This is a genomic window from Desulfohalovibrio reitneri (assembly GCF_000711295.1).
GTDB classification, from domain to species: Bacteria; Desulfobacterota; Desulfovibrionia; order Desulfovibrionales; family Desulfovibrionaceae; genus Desulfohalovibrio; species Desulfohalovibrio reitneri.
The window spans coordinates 169,755-186,183 of sequence record NZ_JOMJ01000003.1 but is presented as its reverse complement, the minus strand read 5'-3'; the positions used below and the strand labels follow the sequence as shown (position 1 = coordinate 186,183).

The 16,429-nt window shown below is 64.4% G+C and carries 11 protein-coding genes; 4 read left to right on the top strand and 7 right to left on the bottom strand.

Going from position 1 to position 16,429, the window contains the following annotated elements; genetic code table 11:
- Nucleotides 1–155: 155 nt before the first annotated feature.
- From N911_RS0101165 to sat, 7 genes are all read right to left on the bottom strand, one after another.
- Nucleotides 156–842, bottom strand: a complete 687-nt coding sequence (locus tag N911_RS0101165) for a hypothetical protein (protein WP_029893569.1) — start codon at nt 840–842, stop codon at nt 156–158.
- Between the two features lie 17 nt (nt 843–859).
- Entirely contained in the window at nt 860–2,107 is a 1,248-nt protein-coding gene (gene qmoC / locus N911_RS0101160) for a quinone-interacting membrane-bound oxidoreductase complex subunit QmoC (protein ID WP_029893567.1), read from the bottom strand.
- A gap of 24 nt (nt 2,108–2,131) precedes the next feature.
- Nucleotides 2,132–4,426 (bottom strand): hydrogenase iron-sulfur subunit, encoded by a 2,295-nt coding sequence (locus tag N911_RS0101155; RefSeq protein WP_029893565.1) that lies wholly within the window; start codon nt 4,424–4,426, stop codon nt 2,132–2,134.
- 6 nt (nt 4,427–4,432) lie between these two features.
- Nucleotides 4,433–5,668 carry a CoB--CoM heterodisulfide reductase iron-sulfur subunit A family protein gene (locus N911_RS0101150; RefSeq protein WP_029893563.1) on the bottom strand — a complete coding sequence of 412 codons (1,236 nt, stop codon included), beginning with the start codon at nt 5,666–5,668 and terminating at the stop codon, nt 4,433–4,435.
- 183 nt (nt 5,669–5,851) lie between these two features.
- Complete coding sequence (gene aprA / locus N911_RS0101145) at nt 5,852–7,855, bottom strand: adenylyl-sulfate reductase subunit alpha (RefSeq protein ID WP_029893561.1); 2,004 nt, start codon at nt 7,853–7,855, stop codon at nt 5,852–5,854.
- Between the two features lie 51 nt (nt 7,856–7,906).
- The gene (gene aprB, locus N911_RS0101140; RefSeq protein WP_029893559.1) at nt 7,907–8,416 is read right to left on the bottom strand and encodes an adenylyl-sulfate reductase subunit beta; all 510 of its coding nucleotides are present in this window, start codon (nt 8,414–8,416) and stop codon (nt 7,907–7,909) included.
- 672 nt (nt 8,417–9,088) lie between these two features.
- Nucleotides 9,089–10,369, bottom strand: a complete 1,281-nt coding sequence (gene sat, locus N911_RS0101135; protein ID WP_029893558.1) for a sulfate adenylyltransferase — start codon at nt 10,367–10,369, stop codon at nt 9,089–9,091.
- A gap of 310 nt (nt 10,370–10,679) precedes the next feature.
- Between sat and N911_RS0101130 the strand changes: the two genes are divergently transcribed.
- The 4 genes from N911_RS0101130 to N911_RS0101115 are packed head-to-tail and all read left to right on the top strand — an operon-like array spanning nt 10,680 to nt 16,420.
- Entirely contained in the window at nt 10,680–12,299 is a 1,620-nt protein-coding gene (locus tag N911_RS0101130; protein ID WP_029893557.1) for a chorismate mutase, read from the top strand.
- An 8-nt stretch (nt 12,300–12,307) separates the two neighbouring features.
- The gene (locus N911_RS0101125; protein WP_051693794.1) at nt 12,308–12,571 is read left to right on the top strand and encodes a hypothetical protein; all 264 of its coding nucleotides are present in this window, start codon (nt 12,308–12,310) and stop codon (nt 12,569–12,571) included.
- A 15-nt stretch (nt 12,572–12,586) separates the two neighbouring features.
- On the top strand, nt 12,587–14,515 hold the full coding sequence (locus N911_RS0101120) for an aconitate hydratase (RefSeq protein ID WP_029893553.1): 1,929 nt from the start codon (nt 12,587–12,589) through the stop codon (nt 14,513–14,515).
- 3 nt (nt 14,516–14,518) lie between these two features.
- Nucleotides 14,519–16,420, top strand: coding sequence for a peptidylprolyl isomerase (locus N911_RS0101115; protein ID WP_029893551.1), 1,902 nt, complete (start codon nt 14,519–14,521; stop codon nt 16,418–16,420).
- Nucleotides 16,421–16,429 lie beyond the last annotated feature (9 nt).

Below are 16,429 nucleotides of genomic sequence, written 5' to 3'. Positions count from 1 at the left end.
TGGCAACCGAATAATATTCGCAACACACCAGACTCTGAGCGATGATTTCGAAGCCTGTTTAAGGATCAGGAGAACAGACACAAAAAAACCCCGGCCGGCGCGCGGCCGACCGGGGTGTTTTGCTTACGAAAACGGCAAAGCCGCTTGTGGCGATTTTACCACTCGGAGTCGCCGAAGGGGTCGCCGCCGAAGCCGAAGTCGGCCTCGGGCTCGCCGCCCGCCTCGGGGGCGCCGGTGCCGGCGGCCGGGGCGCCGCCCTCGCCGGTGGGGGCGGCCTTGAGGATGGCGATGATGGAGTTCTTGGCCTTATCCACTTCGCCGGCCAGTTCGGTGATCTGGTTGTTCAGATCGGTGACCTTCTCCTCGGCGGCGATGAAGACCTTCTCGCCCTCACCCTTGCCGGAGGCCTCAAGGGCTTCGTACTTGCCCTTGTAGTCGGCCATGGCCTTTTCGGTCTCTCCCAGCTTGCCCTTGGTCTCGGCCAGCTCGCTTTCCAGCTGCTGGATCTTCTCGTTCTGCTCGTCGATCCGCTGGCGGTACTCCTTGAGCGTGGAGAAGATCTCGTCGGCCTTGGTCTTTTCCTGGTCGGGCAGCTCCTGCATGGAGACGTTGTCGCCCAGGCCCTGGACCTGACCTGCGGTCATCTTGGCCAGTTCGGGGTGCTGTTCGTAGACCCAAGCCTTACCGAGCGCGGAGGCGAAGGGGTAGAACTCGTCGTCGATATCCTTGCCGGTCATGAAGGAGACCAGTTCGACGATGTTCTGCTTCTGGGCCTCCTTGCCCTCGCCTTTGATGTAGGCGGCGAAGGTGCTCATGGGGAACGTCTTGCGCGCTTCAGCCATGGTGGAATCCTCCCTTGTTAGACAACAAATATTTTTTCCTCTCTGGGTTCCATGGAAACGCGGCCATGCTTGCGGGCGTAGATCAAGGCCGCAGTCCTATATACCAAATGCCCAAGCTTGGACCAGGGCAGGTAGGCGAAGAGCATCCAGACGGACACCAGATGCACGTAGTACATGGGGTAGGCCAGGGTGGCCACGTTGGCCAGGCGCAGCAGCTCGCATCCCACGCCGGTCAGGCCCACGATCCAGATGACGCCCAGCAGGTACCAGTCGTAGAAGCTGGAGCCGTGCTTGGAGGGGTCCTGGTTCATGCGGCGCGTGGTCAGCACCGTGATGCCGTACAGGAAGGCGATGGCGCCCACGTTGGCCAGAATCTTGATCGGGTGCCACAGCGGCATGGGGGTGTGCCCGATGACCTGCATCCACTCAATGATCTTGCCACCCCAGTGGCCTACGGCCACGGCCGAGGTGACGATGAACAGGGCGACGAAGGCGTAGAACAGGGTCAAGTGGCCCTTGAAGCGCTTTTCATCGTTCTCGGTATCACCGCACTGCTTCCACTTGGTGTGGGGGATGATCTGGCAGGCGATGACTTCCTTGGTGGCGTCCCACCAGGAGATCTTCTCCGCTCCGCCGATAACGAAGGTCTCGGGAATGTCGAAGGAAGCGAAGAGCTTCTTGACACCCCGGTAGAAGATGAAGGCGACCGCCAAAGCCGTCAGGCCGTAGATGGGGTCGATGGTGTAATCGCCCGGGAAGAGGCCGCCGTAGATGACCTCTCCGCCCTTCTCGACGACCTTCCAGCCGTGGTCGGAGGCCTCGAAGTACGGGAAGGCGGTGCCCAGGATGCCGGCGCGGATGATCCAGATGACGAGCCAGATGGCCGCCGGGATGCCCGCGAGGATGGGCAGGTAGCGGGACGAGCTCATCCACTCGCCCACGATGTTCGGTTCCACCAGCTTGCGGTAGGCCATGTTGCGCAGGGCGGCCAGCAGGTCGCCCGGCTTGGCCCCGCGCGGGCAGAGATCGGAACAGGTGCCGCAGTTGTGGCACAGCCAGATGTCGATGTCGTTGACCAGTCTGTCCTTGAGGCCCCACTGCGCCCAGACCATCTCCTTGCGGGGATAGGGATTCTCGGCTGGAGAGATGGGGCAGGCAACGCTGCAGGTCGCGCACTGGTAGCACTTCTTCAGCGTATCGCCGCCCACCTCCTGCAGGTCCTTGACGAACTGCAGGTCCGGCTGAATGCGAACCGGTTTGGTCATATTCTTCCTCCCTTGGACTTCGGCCTAGTATCCCTTGAAGGGGTTGGGACCCAGCTTCAGGACGTAGTTCATGAACTCGTCGATGAGGCGCGGAATTTCGGCGTACTCGTCGATGGCCACCTGTTTCTGCACCACGCGCTCCGGTTCGACACCAAGCCGGTTGAGGGACTCGGCCACGTTCTCCATGCGGCGGTTGCACAGCTCGGAGCCCTTCATGAAGTGGCACTGGTAATCCTCGCCGTACTTGCAGCCGAGCAGCAGCACGCCATCGGAACCCTTGGACATGGCGTCGGCGATCCAGATGGTGTTCACCGACCCCAGGCAGCGCACCGGAACCACGCGGATGTACGGGCTCCAGCGGTGTCCGCGCATGGCGGCCATGTCCAGGGCGGGATAGGCATCGTTCTCGCAGGCCAGCACGATGGCGCGGGGACCGCCGTCCTCGATCTTGGGCGGGATTTCCATCTGCTTGATAACGGTGCCGATCTGGTCGACGGAGTAGTTGTCGAAGCTGATGACGCGCTCGGGGCAGGCACCCATGCAGGTGCCGCAACGACGGCAGCGCGTCGGGTTGGGCATCGGCGTTCCCTTGGGATCGTCGTCCAGCGCGCCGAAGGGGCATTCCTCGGTGCAGCGCTTGCACTGGGTGCAGCGCGTGAAGTTGAACACGGGGTAGGAACGGTCGCCCGAGCGCGGGTGGACCGCCATGCCCCGGTTCAGCGAGGTGATGCACTGGATGGCCTTGAGCATGGCGCCGGCCGCGTCCTCGCGGGCCGTGGCCATGGACATGGGCTGGCGCACGCAGCCGGCGGAGTAGATGCCGGTGCGGCGGGTCTCGTAGGGGAAGCAGATGTAGTTGGAGTCGGCGAAGCCGTCGAAGAGCTCCAGCTCCGGCAGGACAGGGCCCTGGCGGTACTGCAGATTGACGACCTCGGACAGCGCGGTGGTGGGCACCATGCCCGTGGGCAGGACCACCATGTCCACCGGCAGCTCGACGTATTCGCCGAGCAGGGTGTCGCGGGCCACGACCACCAGATCGCCGCCGGATTCCTCGCGGATGGCCTCGATGGAGCCCTTGGTCATCATCACCCCGGACTTGTCCTGGGCCGCTTTGTAGTAGCGTTCGTTGATGCCCGGCACCATCATGTGGTCGTAGAATACATAGGCCTGCCCGTCCTCGATTCCGTCGGCCACGTAGCCGGCCTGCTTCAGGCCCACCAGGGAGTTTAGCTCGGAGGAGTAGGCCAGGTGCTTGCAGGTCTCGAGGTTCTGGAAGGTGAGGACTTCCACGTCCTCCTCTTCCTCGTCGGCCCCCTTCTTCTCTTCCTGCGGCTCCTCGGGCTCTTCCTCGGCCTGGGCGGCCTCCTTCTCAAGCCCCTTGCTCACGCAGACGCCGACATCGACGATGAAGGCCACGTTCTTGGCGGGCTTTCCGTCCGAGGGACGAACCATCTTGCCGTCGCGGGCCATGATCTCGAACTCGGAGGAAGTGGCCACGTTCTTGAATTTGCCGTAGCCCAGGGGTTCCAGGTAGCCCTTTTCCTGCGGCTCCCAGCCGGTGGCCATGACCACGGCCCCAACCGGAATCTCCTCGCCGCCGACCTTGGCCGTGTACTGGCCGGGAGCGCCGTCGAGCTTTTCCAGGGTGGCGGAGGTCTTGACCGTAATCTTGTCGTTGGACTCAACGGCCTGGATCATCTCGGCCAGGCCGGTGTTCACGTTCTCTGTCCAGGGGTGGGCCAGGGGGAAGGACTTGGCCAGGTTGCGGGCCTTGCCGCCAAGCTCGGCCTCGCGCTCCACCAGGACGACGTCGTACCCCGCGGCCGCGCCGCCCATGGCGGCGTTGAGGCCGGTCCAGCCACCGCCCAGCACCAGGATGGTCTTGGTGCCGTCGGGGACTTCCGGATCGGGGAAGCTGGTTTTCTGCAGCTTGACCACGCCCATTTTCAAGTAGTCCTGAGCCATCATGCGCAGTTCCCGCGGCGCCTCGGTGCCCTCCTCGGGCAGGGTGCCGTCCGGGTTGCGGTAGGCCATGGCGCACTGCTCGCGCAGGTTGACCCGCTCCACCAGGACGCCGTCGAAATCGAACACGTCCCAGTCGTACCGCGGCGAGGGGCCGCAGACGCAGACCGCGTCGATGGTTTCGGCGTCGATGTCGGCCTGGATCAGCTTGCGTCCATCCTCGGAGTTCAGCCGGGGGTGGGTCTTCACAGCCGCCAGGTCGGCGAACTCCCCCTTGATGAACTCGGCCAGTTCGTCGGCCTTGAGGTAGGGCCCGACGCTGGATTCGTCGATATAGACTCCGATCTTCTCGGGCATGCCAGCTTACCTCCCTTTCACCGTTTGAATCGCTTTCAGAGCGGCACCGGTCGCTGACTGGGCCGACTTCATGACGTCCAGGGGCAGCTTAGCGCAGCCGGCGGCGTAAATGCCCTTGTCCTCGCCACCGATGATGAAGCCTTCCTCGTCGACCTCCAGGCCGGCGGGCAGCTTCTGGCCGGCCAGGGAGGGCTGCATGCCCGTAGCCAGGACCACCATGTCGAAGGTCTCCTCGCCCTTGATCCCGGTGACGGCGTTTTCCACTGTCAGCTTGACCTTGTCGCCGGCGGGCTGGGCATCGGCCACCTTGCCCTTCACCGCGCGGATCTTGGGATCATCAAGGATCTTGTTCTTGAAGTTGTCGTAGCGGCCCGGGGTGCGCAGGTCGATGTAGAAGATGCTCACCCTGCAGTCGGGGTGCTGCTCCCGCAGGTAGGCCGCCTGCTTCAATGAAGCCATGCAGCAGATGTAGGAGCAAAAGCCGAGATGGTTCTCGTCGCGGGAGCCGGCGCACTGCACGAAAGCCACGTTCATGGGCTTCTCGCCGTCGCTGGGGCGCACGATATTGCCCTTGGTGGGGCCGGAACCGGAGGCCAGCCGCTCCATCTGCATGTTGGAGATCATGTTGGGAATCTGCCCGCCGCCGAGGTTGGTCAGATTGGTCATGTCGTAGGGCTTCCAGCCAGTGGCGTACACGATGGAGCCCACATTGAGGGTGACTTCCCGCTCTGTCTCCTCAAGGTCGATGACCTCGAGTTCGGAGAGCTTTTTGAGATCGGCCTCGGTGCAGGCGTCCTTATCCAGGACCCAACGCTGCGGAAAGGCGAAGGGCATGTCCAGATGGAGCGCCTTGCGTTTGGAGAGACCGAACTCGAACTCGTTGGTGACGTCCTTCTCCAGCCCTTCGGCCACTTCGGTGAGCTGGGCTGAACCGGGGCCCACGTGGCGGGGCTTGATCTTGACGGTGACCTCGTAGTCGCCTTTGCTTCCCTTGATGCCGCCCACTTCGGCCTGCGTGAAGAACTTGACGTTCTTGTTGTTTTTGATGCGCTGGAACTGGATTTCCAGGCCGCAGGACGGGGGGCACAATTTGGGGAAGTACTTGTTCAACTGCGCCACGCGGCCGCCAAGGAAGGGCGTCTTCTCGACGATGAATACTTCATGGCCGACTTCGGCGGCTTCGAGCGCGGCGGTGATCCCGCTGAATCCGCCTCCGACAACCAGAATGCTCGAATTCGACATATACTGTCCTCCCTGGTCAGACATTCGCAGACTTCAATAAAATGGCCCAAACCCAAACCGCAAGCACTTTCAACCCCATTCCGGCTCGGGCTCAGGCCATTTTGTCCTGTATGCGACCAGTCCCCGAAAAACGAGAAAAAGGCGGCTGCGGGCCTTTGACCCGCAGCCGCCGAGGCACCCGTGCTACGGATGCATGGGATCGGGGATGATCTGGTAGTACGGCCGCTTGAAGAGGCGGGTCTCGCCCTTCTCGGGATCGTACTTGGAGTTGACGAAGCACTTCCACTTGGCGTCGTCGAGGCCCATGAAGTCACCGCGGTAGTAGAAGCCGGGGTAACGGGACTCTTGACGGAAGTGGATGTGCTGCATGTGCAGGCGCACGGTCCACAGGCGGTGGAACTGCTCCCAGCAGCGCAGCAGCTCGTGCAGGTCACGGGCGGCCAGCTTGCGGGAGTCCTCCTCCAGCATGCGGAGCAGGTCGAAACCGGTCTCCAGCAGGGAGGCGGAGGTGACGTACATGGTGCCCACACCACCACCGTACTCGTCGGTGGCCTTGATGAGGCGCATCATGAAGTTCTTGGGGGAGATGTACTCGGGGTTCACGACCGGGTCCGTGGACACGGCGCTGTGAGCCTTGAAAGTCTCCCAGGGCTGGTAGATTTCCTTCTTCAGCTCCTCGCCGGACTGCTTCAGCGCGGGCTTGAAGTCCTTGTGGTCGATGTACCAGCGCACCATCTGCTTGCCGCAGATGCGTCCCTCGGCGTGGGAGCCGGAGGAGAACTTGTGGCCGGAGGCGCCCACGCCGTCGGCGCAGGTGAAGAGGCCGTTGACGGTGGTCATGCGGTTGTAGACCTTGCCGTTGTCAGCCTTGACCTTGTACTCGTCGGGGACCCAGTCCTCGTCCGGACCGGAGACCCAGATGCCGCAGCAACCGGAGTGGGAGCCGAGCAGGTAGGGCTCGGTGGGCATGATCTCGGAGCCGGTCTTCTCGGGCTCGATGTCCATGCAGGCCCACAGGTTGGCCTGGCCGACGCACATGTCGAGGAAATCCTCCCAAGCCTCGGACTCCAGGTGCTTCTGGCCTTCCGGAGAGAGGTTCTTGAAGGTCTCCTGCAGGGCGGTGGCGGTGTCCATGTAGATCGGACCGCGGCCCTCGCGGATCTCGCGCATCATCATGTGGTTGCGCAGGCAGGTGGGGATGATGGGACCGTGGGCGTAGCCGCGATCCTCGTAGGGCTTCAGCATGGCGCGGTTGGTGGCGCAGTAGTCCTCGCCCTTGTAGTTCGTGGCCTTGGCCTTGAACAGCAGGAACCAGGCGCCGACCGGGCCGTAACCGTCCTTGAAGCGGGCGGGAACGAAGCGGTTCTCCATCATGGTCATCTCGGCGCCGACCTGAGCACACATGGTGTAGGTGGAGCCGGCGTTCCAGACGGGGTACCAGGCGCGGCCCATGCCCTCACCGGTGGAGCGGGGGCGGTAGACGTTCACCGCGCCGCCGCAGGCGACCAGGGCGGTGTTGCACTTGATAACGTAGACCTTGTTCTCGCGCAGGGAGAAGCCGACGGCACCGGCGATGCGGTTGGGCTCGTTGGCGTCCAGCAGCATCTTCACGATGAAGATGCGCTCCATGTAGCGCTCTTCGCCCAGGGCCACCTTGGCGGCCTCGGCGACGATGCACTTGTAGGACTCGCCGTTGATCATCATCTGCCAGCGGCCGGAACGGACCGGGGGATCGCCGGCACGCAGGGACTTGCCGGCCTTCTTGGCGGCGGCGCCGTCGAGGTTGTGGTCGCCTTCCTTGATCCAGCAGGGCAGGCCCCACTCCTCGAACAGATGGACGGAATCGTCGACGTGGCGGCCCAGGTCGAAGATCAGGTCCTCACGGACGATGCCCATGAGGTCGGTGCGCACCATGCGCACGTAGTCGTCGGCATCGTTGTCGCCAAGATAAGTGTTGATGGCGGACAGGCCCTGGGCCACGGCGCCGGAGCGCTCCATGGCGGCCTTGTCGCACAGCAGGATCTTGGCTTCGGGGGCGTACTTGTCGGCCCAGCGGACCGCCTCGAAAGCGGCGCCGCAGTTGCCCATGCCGCCGCCGACCATCAGGATGTCGACATCCATTTCGATGAGCTCGGGCTCATCGATGGCCACGCCCTGGGAGGGGATTTTCACCGGAATGGTGGGCATATCTCTCTCTCCTTCTCTTATTGATCGTTACTGCAGTTCCCTACCGGCAACCTAGCGGTTGGCGGTGCCGGGCTCGCAGACCATGTCCTGCCAGCACTGGTCGGTTTCCAGCTCGGTCACCTCGAGCTTCTTGCCCAGCACTTCCTTGGGCTTGGCCAGCTCGGTCTCGGTGAAGAGCAGCTCGTCTTCCAGGTCGCCCACTTCGGGCTTGCCTTCGTACGGCTTGATGGAACCTTCCGGGGTGGTCCGGATGGGGAACTTGAAGCGCTTCACGTTGCCGTTGCGGAACTTGACGGTCCACATGATGTCTTCGGCCGAACGCATGGGGATGGACGTGCCGCCCATGGGGGCGAAGTCGGCGTAGGGACGGGCGGTGATGGCGCCCTGGGGGCAGATTTTCACGCAGGAGTAGCACTCCCAGCAAGCCTCGGGTTCCTGGTTGAACGCCAGCATCTGATCTGGATCCAGGATCATGAGGTCGTTGGGGCAGATGTACATGCAGGCGGTCTTTTCGCCGCCCTTGCAGCCATCGCACTTGGACGGATCGACATAGGTAGGCATAATGCAACCTCCTAACCGGGTGATGTGTTGTTGGTTTTCCAATGCCTCTATTAAAAAAAGCAGAGAGAACGCCCCATGTCCTCCCTGCTTTCTTGCGCAATCACGAATCGGGCCGAAGCCAGCAGAAGCTTCCGCTCATGCAAGTTGTGCTGGTCACACCGAAATGCTTCATCGCCTTCAATTCGTCTTCCCCACTCGCGTTTGTGCAAGAATTAACAAGGCCCACCTGGCCAGTCAAGGAGAAAGTGAAACTTGTCTCAATCTCCCGGGGCGAACCCGCTGGTTTTATCCCGCGGCAACTCCCCAGCCCGGCAGGCCAACCACAAAGCAGACTCTTTTTCCGGCTGCCTTGTCCGAAAAAATGAAGCGAACCCGCTGAAAAGCCTAAGGAAATCACTAGGCCTTGGCTCTTGTGGCGATGTGGAACATAGCCCGTCGTGCAAAAAAACGCAAGGGCTTTGCGCTCTTTTTTGGACAAGCTTAACGTTTGTAAAACCAGTATCTTATTTGAACCATATTCGCCCCGTCCCGTCCCTCAGCCTTCCTGTCGCGAGCCCACTCCGACCTCAAGCGCAGCGGGACGGAGACCTCGCGTTCGGAAATTCCCAAACAAAAAAAGGGGCGCCCCGTTGCCGGGACGCCCCCTTCGCACGAGGTGTGCGTTGGCGATGCTTACTTCATGGAGTCGCCGGAGGCGGCCTTCTGCATCTTGACCTCGACCTTCTCGGTCAGGCCCTCGTAGTACTCGCGCAGGATGTCCAGGACCTCTTCGCGGCCGAAGTGGTCGGGGATGGACTCGCCCTCGGACAGGGCCTTGCGCAGCTTGGTGCCGGACAGGATGACGCGGTCTTCCTTGGTGTGGGGGCAGGTCTTCATGGAAGCCATGCCGTCGCACTTGTGGCAGTAGAAGGTCCAGTCGATCTTCATGGGCTCGCACTTGAGCGCCTTGCCCGGCTCGGGGCACTCTTCGTTGACGTAGGGGATCTTCTCGAAGATCTCCTGGGCCTCGAAGAGGGTGTAGAAGTCGCCCACACCGGCGTGGTCACGGCCGATGAGCATCTTGTTGATGCCGTAGTTCTGGCGGAAGGTGGCATGCAGCAGGGCCTCGCGGGGACCGGCGTAGCGCATGTCCAGGGGGTAGCCGGCGTTGATGACGTTGTCCTTGACGAAGTAGCCGTCGATCAGCGTCTGGATGCAGCGGATGCGGACGTCGCCGGGGATGTCGCCGGGCTTGAGGTTGCCGATGAGGGAGTGGATGACCACGCCGTCGCAGACTTCCACGGCGATCTTGGCCAGGTACTCGTGAGAGCGGTGCATGGGGTTGCGCAGCTGCAGGGCGGCCACGTTGGACCAGCCGCGCTTTTCCATCTCGGCGCGCATCTGGGCGGGGGTCATGTAGACGCCGGGGAAGCGGGTGGCGTAGTCGCCCTCGGAGATGACCTTGACCGGGCCGGCCAGGTTGTACTTGCCCTGGGCCATGACGTACTTCACGCCGATGTGCTCGTCCTCGGCGATCTCCCAGAACTTCTCGGAGTCCTCGCCGTTGCCCTTGAAGACAAGGTCGCACTCCCAGCGCTTGTTCTCGTCGGTCATCTCGAACTTCTCTTCCACCAGCATGGTGGCGTAGATGACGCCGTCCTTGCCCTTCAGGGCGATCTCGTCGCCTTCCTTGACGTCCTCGTCATTGGTGTCCAGGCACACGGGCACGGGCCAGAAGGTGCCGTCGGCCAGGGTGTAGCTCTCGCAGACGCTCTTCCAGTCGGCCTTGCTCATGAAGCCGCTCAGCGGCGAGAAGCCGCCGATGCCCATCATGATGACGTCGCCCTTGGCGCGGTCGGAAATTTCGATGGCCTTGAGGCCCTGGGCCTTCTTGGTCTCGGCCTCGAGCTCGGCGCCGGCGAGCAGGCACTCGACCAGGCCCTTACCGCCATGAGGGGGTACGAGATTCGACATGATCCGTCTCCTTTTCGTTGGGTGTTATCCCTAGTTCGCGTCGGCGGGTATGGCCCTCGAGCCTACCGCCTGGGCTTCGGTGCAACCGGGAGTTCCTACTTGTGAAAAATACAACAAAATGTCAAGCGACACACGAAATCTTTTATCTTTCCGAAATAATTTCATTTTGCCATGCGTGTCGTTATTTGCCCATACGAACCGCTCCCAGAGAACCTCCGGAAGCGGCCTCGCCGGAGCTTGTCCCCCTTGCGTCCAGCCCGGATTGCGTCTAAGGAAACGGATTCCATCATCGAGGAAAATCCCGGATTACATGCCCGATACAAAACGCCCCTCCCGCACCGGCAAGGGCCTGAGCCAGGAAGTCATGGACCTGGACAGGCGCATATTGGAACTACTGGACAAGCGCACGCGCCTCATGGCCAAAGCCGCCCAGTCTCGCCGGCGCAAGAAACTCCCGCTGGCTGAGGCCGCACAGGAGCGCGCCCTGTGGTCCAACTGGGCCGAATGGGCCCGTTCCATGAACATTTCCGAACGGCTGGCAAAGAAGCTGTTCGTGGCCATCAACTCCATGGGCTACGAAGCGGCCGAGGCCGGTCCGGGTCGAACAGACCCCTTCAGATTGACGCCGCCCCACGGCCCCATGAACCTGGTCTCGCCCGGCCCGTCCTCGGACGCGCACGCCCGTTGCCTGGCGGTGCTTGCCGCCTCCCGGGGCCAGCCGGTCTCGCTGGCGCCCCTGGTCTTTTCCGACGGCCTCATCGAGTTGGCCAAGGGGTTGAACCAGGTGGGCGGCGGCCTGGGCTGGGAGCACGACACCCTCTCCGCCCGCGCCACGACCCCGGTCTCCTTCGACAAGGCCACGGTCTTCGCCGGGCAGGACATGTTCACCTTCCTGTTGCTGCTCTTCCAGGCCCTGGGCCAGGAGGCCACCGGCTGCCGCTTCTCCGGCGGGCCGGAACTGAAGCTGGCCGAACTGGGGCCGCTGATGCGCTTTCTCCCCGAGATGGGGGCCAGGCTGGCGCCCATCGACCGCCGTTCGCCCGGTCTACCAGCCAGGCTGGAGGCAGGCGGAGGCGCGCCCGAGACGATCGACGTGCCAGACGACCTGCCCGAGGGCAGCGCGGCCGCCCTGGCGTTGGCCGCCTGGCGCTTCCCCGGCGGACTGACCATTCGCTTTTCCCAGGACGCCCCACCCGCCAGGGGGCTCTCCGACGCCCTGCGCGCCCTGAGCGTAGCCGGCATCGAGGTGAAATCCGGCCCCGGCGAGGTGGCCGTTTCCCCCGGACAGCCCGAGCTTCCCGAGGAACCCGGGCTGACCATGGACCCCCTGCTCTGCCTCTACCCCGCGGCCATGGCCCGCCTTCGCGGCGGCCGGGTTGAGCTTTCCGGCTCCTGGCCCGGGGACGACCCCGAGGCGCAAGGCGCGCTGGACCTGCTCGCGGCCTGCGGCCTGCCCCCCGACACGGCCAATGGCCTGGCGGCTGTCGGGTCCTCGGTCTGGACCGGGGCAGCCACGCTGGAGCCCGCCACCCATCGTCTGGTCCCCCTGGCCTGCGTACTGGCAGCGGCCGCTCCAGGGGGGGCCGAGGTCGTGCCGCCCCCGGGCTACGAGTACTCGGGCGAGGCCAGCCGCGTGCTGCACCGCACGGGCAAGGAATGCGAGGTGGAAGGCGCCACCCTGCGCATGACCCCGGGATTCTCCCAGGAGCCGCCCATGCAGGTCACCGCGCCCACAGCGGAGTGGGCCCTGGCCCTGGGCGTTCTGTCCCTGGTCCGGCCCGGCATCGCCCTGGACAACCCCGGCGCGGCTTCATCCCTGTGGCCGGGCTTCTGGAGCTTCTTCAACCGGCTGCCCGCTCCGGAGGGCGGCATCTTCGCCCGCAAGCCCGAGCCGGAGCAGCCCAAACGCCGCCGCATCCGCATCCGCTAGGAGCATCCATGCAGGACGACATCGAATTGTTGCAGGCCGAGGTCGCCGCCTTCAAAGCGGAAAAGGAAGCCTTGGAGGCAGAGATCAAACGGCTGCTCTTCGACGAAGACATCGCCGCCGGCCGATGCCACGCCCAAGCCCTGCATAAGAACCGTCAGGAAAAGATGCGACTGGAAACCGAATTGTTGGCCCGGCGGAACAAAATACGCCGCCTCCAGGGCGAATCCCCTGGCGAACCGCCGCCCAACCTGGACAAGGGCTTCCCCTTCTGATCGCTGGAGCACGATATGGCTGAAAACCTCACTCGCACCATACTGGCCGAACACTTGGTGGACGGGGAACTGACCCCGGGGGCGGAAATCGCCCTGCGCATCGACCAGACCCTGACCCAGGACGCCACCGGCACCATGGCCTACCTGCAGTTCGAGGCCATGGGCGTGGACCGCGTGCGCACCGATCTCTCGGTGAGCTACGTGGACCACAATACCCTGCAAATGGGTTTCCGCAATCCCGACGACCACCGCTACCTGCGTAGCGTGGCCGCCAAATACGGCATCGTCTTTTCCCCGCCGGGGCTGGGCATCTGCCACCAGCTGCACCTGGAGAACTTCGCCAAGCCCGGGGCCACCCTCATCGGCTCCGACTCCCACACCCCCACCGCCGGAGGCATCGGCTCCCTGGCCATGGGCGCGGGCGGGCTCTCCGTGGCTCTGGCCATGGCGGGCGAGCCGTACCGCATCCCATGCCCCAAGGTGGTCCGGGTCAACCTCACCGGCGAACTGACCGGCTGGGCCTCGGCCAAGGACGTCATCCTCCACCTGCTCGGCGAGCTGACGGTGAAGGGCGGCGTGGGCCGTGTCTTCGAGTACGCGGGCGAAGGCGTGGCCGGGCTGAGCGTGCCGGAGCGGGCGGTCATCACCAATATGGGCGCTGAGCTTGGGGCCACCACCTCCATCTTCCCTTCCGACGAGCGGACGCGCGAGTTCCTGCGCTCCATGGGCCGCGAGGAGGATTTCCGCGAGATGGTCCCCGCCCCGGACGCGGCCTACGACGAGGAAATCACCATCGACCTCTCCGCCCTGGAGCCCCTGGCGGCCGCGCCGCACATGCCTGACATCCGCACCACCATCCGCGAGCTGGACGGCATGAAGGTTGACCAAGTCTGCATCGGCTCCTGCACCAACTCCTCCTACTCCGACCTCAAGACCGTGGCCAACCTGCTGGCGGGGCGCAAGACGTCCGACGAGACCGACCTGCTCGTCTCCCCCGGCTCCAAACAGGTGGTCAAAATGCTGGCCGGGGAGGACCTGCTGGAGCCCATGCTCGACTGCGGGGCGCGCATTTTGGAATGCGCCTGCGGCCCGTGCATCGGCATGGGGGGCTCCCCGCCGTCCGGCGGGGTCTCGGCCCGCACCTACAACCGCAATTTCGAGGGGCGTTCGGCTACCCGCGACGCCAAGATATTCCTGGTCTCCCCGGCCACCGCGGCCATGACCGCCCTGCGCGGGGAGTTCGCCGATCCGGCCACCTGGGGGGAGCCGCCGCTCAAGCCCGAGCTGCCCGAGCACGCTCCCTCCATCCGCCACCTCTTCGCCTACCCGCCCGAGGGGGGCTCCGGCGTGGAGATCAGGCGCGGTCCCAACATCGTTCCCCTGGAAGAATTCGATCCCCTGCCCGGAACCATCGAGGCGGAGATCGCCCTCAAGGTGGGCGACGACATCACCACCGACCACATCCTGCCAGCCGGGGCGGAGATCACCGCCCTGCGGTCCAACATCCCGGCCATCAGCCGCCACATCTTCTCCCGCGTGGACGAAGGCTTCGTGGAACGCGCCGATGCCCTGGACGCCTCGGTTGTGGTGGGCGGCGAGAACTACGGCCAGGGCTCCAGCCGAGAGCACGCCGCCCTGGCCCCTCGCCACCTGGGCGTGCGGGCCGTCATCGTCAAATCCCTGGCCCGAATCCACCGCGCCAACCTGGTCAACTTCGGCATCCTGCCGCTGCTTCTGGCGGACAAGGCGGATTACGACAAGCTTGCCCAGGGCGGCCGCCTGACCATCCCGGCGGGAGAGGTCACCCCCGGCGGCGAGATCGAGGCCGCCACGGACTCGGGCGAGACCGTGCGGCTGGTCAACGACCTGGCTCCCTCGGAGTTGGAGGTCATCCGGGCCGGCGGCCTGCTGAACCACGTCAAGCAAACCAAACAGAGCGGATAAGCCATGCTGGAAGTCATTCGCCGCAACGCCCAGAGCTGGGGCGTCAAGCTCCTCTTCGGCATCATCGTCCTGGTCTTCGTCTTCTGGGGCGTGGGCTCCTTCACCGACTCCAACTCCAACGTGGTGGCCTACGTCAACGAGACGCCCATCACCCTGGACGAGTACAGGCAGCATTACGAGCAAAGGCTGGAGCAGGTGCGCCGGCAAATGCCCGAGGCGGACGAGGAGACCCTGCGCCAGATGGGCTTCCGCCGCCAGGTGCTCAACGAGCTGGTGGACGAGAAGCTGCTTCGCCAGAAGGCCAGCGAATACGGCCTGCGCGTGCCCGACGCCGAGGTACAGCAGGCCATCGCCGAAATCCCGGCCTTCAGGGACCAAAACGGTCGGTTCGACCGCGAAATCTACAAGAAGCTGATCCTTTCCCAGGGCATGACTCCGGCCCAATTCGAGGCCGGATACCGGTCCTCCATCCTCATGCAGACCATGACCGACTATCTGGTCACCCCGGCGGTGGTCACGGACGAGGAGGCCAGGGAGATATTCCGCTACGCCCGCGAGGAAGCCCGTGCCGACTACGTCCTTTTCCCGCCCGGGGAATACATGGAGTCCGTGAAGGTCGAGGAGAAAGACGTCCAGGCCGCCTACGAGGAACAGCGGGAGCGCTTCACCGTGCCCGCCCAGGCGGAGATCGCCTACCTGGAGTTCACTCCCGAGGCGCTGGCCGACCCGGCCGACGTGACCGAGGAGGAGGCCCGCCGGGCCTACGAGAACAACCCCGACGCCTACACCCGCCAAGCCCGGGTCAAGGCCCGCCACATCCTGCTTCGTGCGCCGGACGACGCCTCCGGTGAAAAGGCCGAGCAGGCCGAGGCCAGGCTTGAGGAAATCGCCGCGAGGATCGACTCCGCCGAGGAGTTCGCGGCCGCGGCCAAGGAATACTCCGAAGGCCCCAGCGCCCCGTCCGGCGGCGACCTGGGCTGGTTCCCCCGGGGCTCCATGGTGGAGTCCTTTGAGAAGGCCGCCTTCGACGCCGAACCCGGTTCCCTGGTTGGCCCGGTGCGCACCCAGTTCGGCTACCACCTCATCTGGGTGGAGGACAGGCAGGAGGCCGGCGTGCTTCCCTTTGAGGAAGCGGAGCTTGACGTGCGGCAGAACGTGGCCCGCGACAAAGCCGCTGGCAAAGTAACAGACCTGCTGGACGAAGCCATCGCCCGCGTGGCCGCCGGCGAGAGCCTGGAGCAGGTGGCCGAAACCCTGGGGATAGGCCTGCGCCACGCCGGACCTTTCCCGCAGAACCAGGGCCCTTCGCGGCCTTCACTCTCCCAGGAGGCGGTGCAGCGACTGTCCACCCTCACCCCCGGCGACACCCTGGACGAGCCCCTGTCCATTGAAGGCGGCTACACCCTGGTGCAGCTCACCTCCCAAACGCCGTCCAAGGTGCGGCCCCTGGAGGAAGTGCGGGAAACCATCGTCACCGAGCTCAAGCGAAAGGAAGCCATGGTGCTGGCCGAGGAGGAGGCCGCCTCCGTGGCAGCCGCCCTGCACGACCCGCAGAAGCGGGAGCGGGCCATGGAGCGCATCCAGGACCGCATCAAGACCACCGAGGCCTTCACCCGCCAGGGCTTCATCCCCGGCCTGGGCATGAACGAGCGTTTCGCCGCAGCCGTTTTCGTGGCCGAAGAGGGTGATTGGCTGGACGAGCCCTACCTCTCCGAGCGTGGCGCCTTCATCGCCCGCCTGTCCGAGCGCACCCCGCCCACGGACGCGGAGTGGGCCGAGGCCAAGCAGTCCTTCATTCAGCAGCTGAAGCAAAGCAAGCGCCAGCAGCTCTACCAGGGCTTCATGTCCGAACTGCGCGGGGAAGCCACCATTGAGATCGCCAACAAGCGGGTGCTGGGCGAATAGCTCCGGCAC

Coding starts and splice junctions, on each gene's coding strand:
- N911_RS0101125 (WP_051693794.1), top strand. CDS start 12,308: ATGCAGGACGACATCGAATTGTTGCAGGCCGAGGTCGCCGCCTTCAAA.
- N911_RS0101155 (WP_029893565.1), bottom strand. CDS start 4,426: ATGCCCGAGAAGATCGGAGTCTATATCGACGAATCCAGCGTCGGGCCC.
- N911_RS0101120 (WP_029893553.1), top strand. CDS start 12,587: ATGGCTGAAAACCTCACTCGCACCATACTGGCCGAACACTTGGTGGAC.
- N911_RS0101115 (WP_029893551.1), top strand. CDS start 14,519: ATGCTGGAAGTCATTCGCCGCAACGCCCAGAGCTGGGGCGTCAAGCTC.
- aprB (WP_029893559.1), bottom strand. CDS start 8,416: ATGCCTACCTATGTCGATCCGTCCAAGTGCGATGGCTGCAAGGGCGGC.
- qmoC (WP_029893567.1), bottom strand. CDS start 2,107: ATGACCAAACCGGTTCGCATTCAGCCGGACCTGCAGTTCGTCAAGGAC.
- N911_RS0101150 (WP_029893563.1), bottom strand. CDS start 5,668: ATGTCGAATTCGAGCATTCTGGTTGTCGGAGGCGGATTCAGCGGGATC.
- N911_RS0101165 (WP_029893569.1), bottom strand. CDS start 842: ATGGCTGAAGCGCGCAAGACGTTCCCCATGAGCACCTTCGCCGCCTAC.
- sat (WP_029893558.1), bottom strand. CDS start 10,369: ATGTCGAATCTCGTACCCCCTCATGGCGGTAAGGGCCTGGTCGAGTGC.
- aprA (WP_029893561.1), bottom strand. CDS start 7,855: ATGCCCACCATTCCGGTGAAAATCCCCTCCCAGGGCGTGGCCATCGAT.
- N911_RS0101130 (WP_029893557.1), top strand. CDS start 10,680: ATGCCCGATACAAAACGCCCCTCCCGCACCGGCAAGGGCCTGAGCCAG.